Annotated in this window: 8 protein-coding genes; 5 read left to right on the top strand and 3 right to left on the bottom strand. The window is 55.9% G+C overall.

All coding sequences use genetic code 11. The annotated features are described in order from the left end of the window. The first annotated feature begins 122 nt into the window (after positions 1–122). The 5 genes from rpsF to dnaB all read left to right on the top strand — a co-directional run bounded on the left by rpsF (position 123) and on the right by dnaB (position 3,152). Positions 123–488 (top strand): 30S ribosomal protein S6, encoded by a 366-nt coding sequence (rpsF, locus tag Q0341_RS09560; protein ID WP_108353641.1) that lies wholly within the window; start codon positions 123–125, stop codon positions 486–488. 17 nt (positions 489–505) lie between these two features. After that, entirely contained in the window at positions 506–793 is a 288-nt protein-coding gene (priB, locus tag Q0341_RS09555; protein WP_299512542.1) for a primosomal replication protein N, read from the top strand. 14 nt (positions 794–807) lie between these two features. Next, a complete protein-coding gene (gene rpsR, locus Q0341_RS09550; protein WP_019427495.1) occupies positions 808–1,089 on the top strand; it encodes a 30S ribosomal protein S18 in 282 nt (93 codons plus the stop codon). A gap of 11 nt (positions 1,090–1,100) precedes the next feature. Continuing rightward, on the top strand, positions 1,101–1,553 hold the full coding sequence (gene rplI / locus Q0341_RS09545) for a 50S ribosomal protein L9 (protein ID WP_299512538.1): 453 nt from the start codon (positions 1,101–1,103) through the stop codon (positions 1,551–1,553). Positions 1,554–1,733: 180 nt separating this feature from the next. After that, a complete protein-coding gene (gene dnaB / locus Q0341_RS09540) occupies positions 1,734–3,152 on the top strand; it encodes a replicative DNA helicase (protein ID WP_299512536.1) in 1,419 nt (472 codons plus the stop codon). Positions 3,153–3,182: 30 nt separating this feature from the next. On the opposite strand, the gene Q0341_RS09535 is transcribed toward dnaB, so the two are convergent. The 3 genes from Q0341_RS09535 to Q0341_RS09525 form a co-directional block, all read right to left on the bottom strand. Next, a complete protein-coding gene (locus Q0341_RS09535) occupies positions 3,183–4,868 on the bottom strand; it encodes a PhoH family protein (protein WP_299512533.1) in 1,686 nt (561 codons plus the stop codon). Positions 4,869–5,024: 156 nt separating this feature from the next. Continuing rightward, positions 5,025–5,510 carry a peroxiredoxin gene (locus tag Q0341_RS09530; protein WP_299512530.1) on the bottom strand — a complete coding sequence of 162 codons (486 nt, stop codon included), beginning with the start codon at positions 5,508–5,510 and terminating at the stop codon, positions 5,025–5,027. A 160-nt stretch (positions 5,511–5,670) separates the two neighbouring features. After that, positions 5,671–6,048 (bottom strand): Mth938-like domain-containing protein, encoded by a 378-nt coding sequence (locus Q0341_RS09525; RefSeq protein WP_299512527.1) that lies wholly within the window; start codon positions 6,046–6,048, stop codon positions 5,671–5,673. Between the last annotated feature and the right edge of the window lie 118 nt (positions 6,049–6,166).

The following is a 6,166-nucleotide window of genomic DNA, read 5'->3' as shown; positions in this document are numbered from 1 at the left end:
CCATCTGGCAGCTATCCGGGGCTGTGAACTTCAGGCTATAATATTAGGCTTCGCCTTGCTGCACCCCGACAGACGCTGGGGGCAGCTATTCCAACCATTTGGGTTAACCTCAAGGAGTCTCAATGCGTCATTACGAAATCATTTTGCTGATCCACCCCGATCAGTCCGAACAAGTGCCGGCTATGCTGGAGCGCTACAAAGGCATGATCACTGCCGGCGGTGGCAGCATCCACCGTGTGGAAGACTGGGGCCGCCGTCAACTGGCGTACCAGATCAACAAGCTGGGCAAAGCCCACTACTTGTGTGTGAACATTGAAGCCGACCAGGCTGTTATGGCCGAACTCGAGCACGCTTTCAAGTTCAACGACGCCGTGTTGCGTCACCTGACGGTGCTGAAGAAAAAAGCCGACGCAGGTCCTTCGTCCATGATGAAGACTGTCGAGCGCGAAGAAGCCCGCAAGTCCCAACAAGCCGAATTCGCCGCTTGACACGTGCCTGTTGAGGAGTGAACCGTACAGAACTGACCGCCTGTATTGCCGAGCAAGCCGCTTTGCGATACACCCCTGCTGGTTTGCCCGCTCTGGATTTGATTCTGGAGCACGCCTCTGAAGTACAAGAGGCCGGGCAAATGCGCAAAGTCCAGTTGAAACTTCGTGCCTTGGCCATTGGGTCATTGGCCGAGAGACTGGTCAAGCAAGCGGTTGGCAGTGTTTGGACGTTTCAAGGCTTTTTGGCCACCCCTCGACAAGGTAAAAGTGTCGTGTTGCACGTTCAAGAGTTTCAGCAAGATTAATTTCAGGAGGCCCCATGGCCACGTTCAAAAAATTCAACAAAGACAAGCGCCCCAAGCGCAACACCCAGTCGCTGCTGTTCAAGCGCAAGCGCTTCTGCCGTTTCACAGTGACCGGCGTCGAAGAAATCGACTACAAAGATGTGGACACCCTGCGTGACTTCATCGCCGAAAACGGCAAGATCATCCCCGCACGCTTGACGGGCACCCGTGCCATCTTTCAGCGCCAGCTCAACACCGCCATCAAGCGCGCACGCTTTTTGGCCATGTTGCCCTACACCGACCAGCACAAAGTCTAAGGAGTCCAACCATGCAAATCATTCTGCTCGAAAAGGTTGTGAACCTGGGTAATCTGGGCGATATCGTCAAAGTCAAAGACGGTTACGCTCGCAACTTCCTGATCCCTTCTGGTCGCGCTCGTCGTGCGACTGAAGCCAACAAGGCTGAGTTCGAAGCTCGTCGGGTTGAATTGGAAAAAGCCGCTGCTGCCAAGTTGGCCGAAGCCCAAGCCCAAGGCGAAAAGCTGTCCGGTACGGTGGTCAAGTTGTCGCAAAAAGCCGGTGTGGATGGCCGCTTGTTTGGTTCGGTGACCAACAACGACATCGCCGAAGAGCTCAACAAGCAAGGATACAAGCTGCTCAAGGCCCAAATCCGCATGCCCAATGGCCCCATCAAGGTTGTGAGCGATTCCACAGTGTCGGTGGCTTTGCACACCGACGTCGTGATCGACGTGACCGTGACGGTGTACGGCGAATCTGCTTGATTCTTGCCTGTTCCTGAAAAGCCGCCAGGCCTTGTGCTTGGCGGCTTTTTTTGTAATGGCTTTGTATGCCTGCATCACTTGTCCCGCTTTCATCACCGAATGTCCAAAGCTTATCCACAGGCTTATGCCCGCGGTGATTCTTGTTTCGGGGCTAACATTGAGTTTTGAGATAAGCCAAACATGTCTGCTGTATTTGCCTCGCCCTTGAACACCTTTCCGTCGGACCTCTCGGCAGACAGTCAGGTGGCCAAACTCCGTGTTCCGCCCCATTCCATCGAGGCCGAGTCCAGTGTGTTGGGCGGGCTTTTGCTGGACAACGGGGCTTGGGACCGCGTCGGCGATCTGTTGGTGGATGCGGATTTTTATCGGCACGAACACAAGCTGATTTACGCCGCCATCGGCGCGTTGATCAATGCGTCTAAGCCCGCCGATGTCATCACTGTTAACGAGCAGTTGCAAAACCAGGGCAAGGCCGAGGAAATGGGCGGCTTGGGTTACTTGAACTCGCTGGCCCAATATGTCCCCAGCGCCAGCAACATTCGACGCTATGCCGAGATCGTGCGCGAGCGCTCGATCTTGCGCAAGTTGGTGTCCGCCAGCGATGAGATTGCCACCAACGCCTTCAACCCGCAGGGCAAGGCGATTGACCGGATCCTCGACGAAGCCGAGCAAAAAATCTTCAACATTGGTGAAGAAGGCTCGCGCATGAAGCAAGGCTTTCAATCGATGGACACACTGGTCGTGGAGTTGCTCGACCGTGTGCAGGAGATGGCCGATAACCCCAATGACATCACCGGCGTGCCCACCGGTTTTTACGATCTGGACCGCATGACGTCCGGTCTGCAACCGGGTGACATGGTCGTGCTGGCGGCGCGTCCTTCGATGGGCAAAACAGCTTTTGCCATCAATATCGCTGAGCACGTGGCCTTGAACGAAGGCCTGCCTGTGGCGGTATTTTCCATGGAAATGGGCGCATCGCAATTGGCTGTGCGGGTGGTGGGCTCGATTGGCCGAATCGACCAGGGGCATTTGCGCACAGGACAGCTCACCGACGACGAGTGGCCACGTTTGACAGAAGCCATCGAAAAGTTACGGACCGTGTCCCTGCACATCGATGAAACGCCGGGATTGACGCCCTCTGAATTGCGTGCCAACGCCCGTCGTTTGGCCCGGCAGTGCGGCAAACTGGGTCTGATTGTGGTGGATTACCTGCAGCTCATGAGTGGCTCAGGGGGCTCCGGTGGTGACAATCGGGCGACGGAGTTGGGCGAAATCTCACGTGGCCTGAAAATGCTGGCCAAAGAACTGCAGTGCCCGGTAATTGCCTTGTCGCAGCTCAACCGCAGCGTAGAACAGCGAACCGACAAACGCCCAATGATGAGCGATTTGCGCGAATCCGGTGCCATCGAGCAAGATGCAGACATCATCATGTTCATTTACCGTGACGACTACTACAACAAGGATTCCAAAGATCCGGGTGTAGCCGAAATCATCATTGGCAAGCAGCGCAACGGCCCAACAGGCACGGTGCGACTGACCTTCCTGAAGAACCTGACCCGCTTTGAAAGTCTGGCTTCAGGCCTCAGCGACGATTACTGAGTCCCAAAGGCTCTGCCCGAAAGGGCGTGGTCAAAGTGCATCGCTGGCAAAGTCAGCCAATCGGGAGCGTTCACCCCGTGCCAGCGTAATGTGGCCACCATGCGCCCAGCCTTTGAAGCGGTCTACGGCAAAGGTCAGGCCGGACGAGCCCTCGGTCAGGTAGGGCGTATCGATCTGGGCCAAATTGCCCATGCAGATGATCTTGGTGCCTGGGCCTGCCCGGGTGATCAAGGTTTTCATCTGCTTGGGGGTCAAGTTTTGGGCCTCGTCGATGATCACGTACTTGTTCATGAAGGTGCGCCCGCGCATGAAGTTCATGCTCTTGACCTTGATTCGACTCTTGATCAGCTCATTGGTCGCAGCGCGGCCCCATTCGCCTGCATTGCCGCCTTCGCCTTTGGCCAGAAACTCTAAGTTGTCGTCCAGCGCGCCCATCCAAGGGCCCATTTTTTCTTCTTCAGTGCCGGGCAAAAAGCCGATGTCTTCCCCCACGCTCACCGTGGCCCGGGTCATGATGATCTCGGTGTAGCGGCGGTCGTCCAGCACCTGTGTCAGGCCAGCTGCCAGCGCCATCAGGGTCTTGCCCGTGCCTGCTGTGCCGGCGAGGGTGACAAAGTCGACGTCCGGATCGGTCAACAAATTCATTGCGAAGTTTTGCTCACGGTTGCGCGTCGTGACGCCCCAGACCGCATTTTTCTGGTGGGTGAAGTCTTTTAGGGTCCGGAGTACGGCTGTTTTTCCACGTATTTCAGTCACGCGGGCATACAGGCTGGGCTCTCCTGGGGCCTCGAAGTAGACAAACTGATTCATGAACAGGCTGGGCACGATGGGGCCACTGATCCTGTAGTAGGTGTGCGTGCCTTGCTGCCAGCTTTCCACGGTCTTGCCATTTTTGAGCCAAAAGTCGTTGGGCAAAGCCATAGAGCCTGGGTACAGCAGGTCGCCGTCTTCCAGTGTCTTGTCGTTTTGGTAATCCTCGGCCTGCAGGCCCAGCGCACGGGCCTTGACGCGCATGTTGATGTCTTTGGAGACCAACACCACGTCGCGTGGCGCGTGCAACTGGCCCAGTGCCTTCACAACCCCCAGGATCTGGTTGTCGGCCTTACCCTGAGGCAGTGCCAACGGCAGGCTCAGGTCCAGCGCTTGGGTTTGGAAAAACAACTGGCCCATGGCATCGGTGTGGCCCGTGGTGTTCAAAGGCGAGCCTTTGCCCAGATCGGCGCCTTGAGCAGTGGCTAAGGCGTCCAGGGATCGGCTGGCTTGGCGCGCATTGCGGGCCACTTCGGTCATGCCTTTTTTATGGCCATCCAGCTCTTCCAACACGATCATTGGCAAGAACACGTCATGTTCTTCAAAGCGGAACAGGCTCATCGGGTCGTGCATCAGCACATTGGTGTCGAGCACAAACAGTTTGCTCGGACCGTGACGCCGTTTGCTGCGCGGGGCTGCAGCTGCGACGGGATGGGCTGTGCGTGCAGGGCTTGACTGCGGTGACACTGCTGCTGCCAGTGGGACGCTTTCTGCGGCAGTCGCTTTGCGAGATCTGGGTGGGCGCTTGGGGGAGGTGGCGGGCGACACTGAGTCACTTGTCACGGCCTCCACTCGGGTCTCGACTTGCACCAAAGGTTCGGGCGTGGTCGCCTCGTTGCTGTCTTGCGCAAACGCAGCATGGGTCAAACGGCTGGCGCGTTGGGTGGGTGCGGGTGGCAATGGCATGAGCGAGGGCCTCGTGGTAAGTGGAGAGTCAGGGCGCTGAAAAACAAAAAGCCGCCTGGAGACCGAGGCGGCTTTTGTGGAAATTCGAGTAAGGTCTACGGGTCAGCGGCATGAAATCATTATGCACGAGCCAAAAGACAAAACTCAGCAGTGGAATCAAGCCGCGGCAGTGGCTTTTTTCAGGTCTTTCACGGCTTGCAAAACTTCTTCAACATGGCCAGGTACTTTCAAGCCACGCCACTCTTGCTTGAGGGTGCCGTCTGGGCCAACCAAGAAAGTGCTGCGCTCGATGCCCTTGACCTTTTTACCGTACATGATTTTGTTTTTGACCACGCCAAACATGTGGCACATTTTCTCTTCGGTGTCGGCGATCAACTCGAATGGCAGTTCCAGTTTCGACTTGAAGTCATCGTGCGATTTCATGTTATCGCGTGACACGCCCAACACCAAGGCGCCTGCTTTCACAAAGTCTTTGTACTTGTCGCGAAACTGCATGGCTTCAGTGGTGCAGCCTGGGGTGTTGTCCTTGGGGTAAAAGAACAAAATGACGGTTTGACCTACATGAGAGATGTTCGAAACTTTCAGACCGCTGGTGGCGTTGGCTTCAAATTCGGGTAGGGGTTTGTTTAGAACGATCGCCATTGAACTTTATCTCGCTTGACTGGTTGAACGGGTGTCACCGTTGATGGGTGTCAATTTCGCTGAAGGCCATGGGCCCCGACAACCGTCTATTTTACCCTGAACCGCTGTTGGCATTTGTTTGGGCTGTATCTTTGAACAAGACCGGCTAAAAATGCAATCTTTAGGATTCGATCAAAAGCAGTGCGACAACTTTTCGACCTTCACTGGCCAAAATGTTGTAAGTGCGACATGCCGCAGCGGTGTCCATGGTCTCAACCCCGACGCCCTGATCTATCAAGGCCTGCAGCCATTGCGGCTGGGCAAATCTGAGTTTTTGACCGCTGCCAAAAAGGACCAGTTCAGCGCCGCTTTGTGCTGAGGGGCTAAAGTCATCTGCGCACAAACCTTCAAGCTGTGCAGGCCCCCATGGCGTTGGCGGCTGGTCTGGCAAGCTGCTGACAATCAGCGATTGCGTGTACCTTACTCCGTTCACTTCAATCCATTGCCGGTCGTAGGCATTGATGGTGGGTGCGTTGGATTTGTCGGGCTGTAGTTTCATGGCGTGGGGCTCTGGAGCGGGTAGATTTGCAATTAGAGGCCGCCCTCTGAAAGAAGCGCCAAATTGTTGTGCGAAATGTGGTCAAATTATAGGTTTTCTCCTGTACGCAACGCCTTCG

Origin of the sequence: uncultured Limnohabitans sp. (assembly GCF_937889215.1) — a bacterium.
GTDB lineage: Bacteria > Pseudomonadota > Gammaproteobacteria > Burkholderiales > Burkholderiaceae_C > Limnohabitans_A.
Note: the sequence above shows the minus strand (reverse complement) of the source record. Positions and strands in the feature narration are given on the sequence as shown.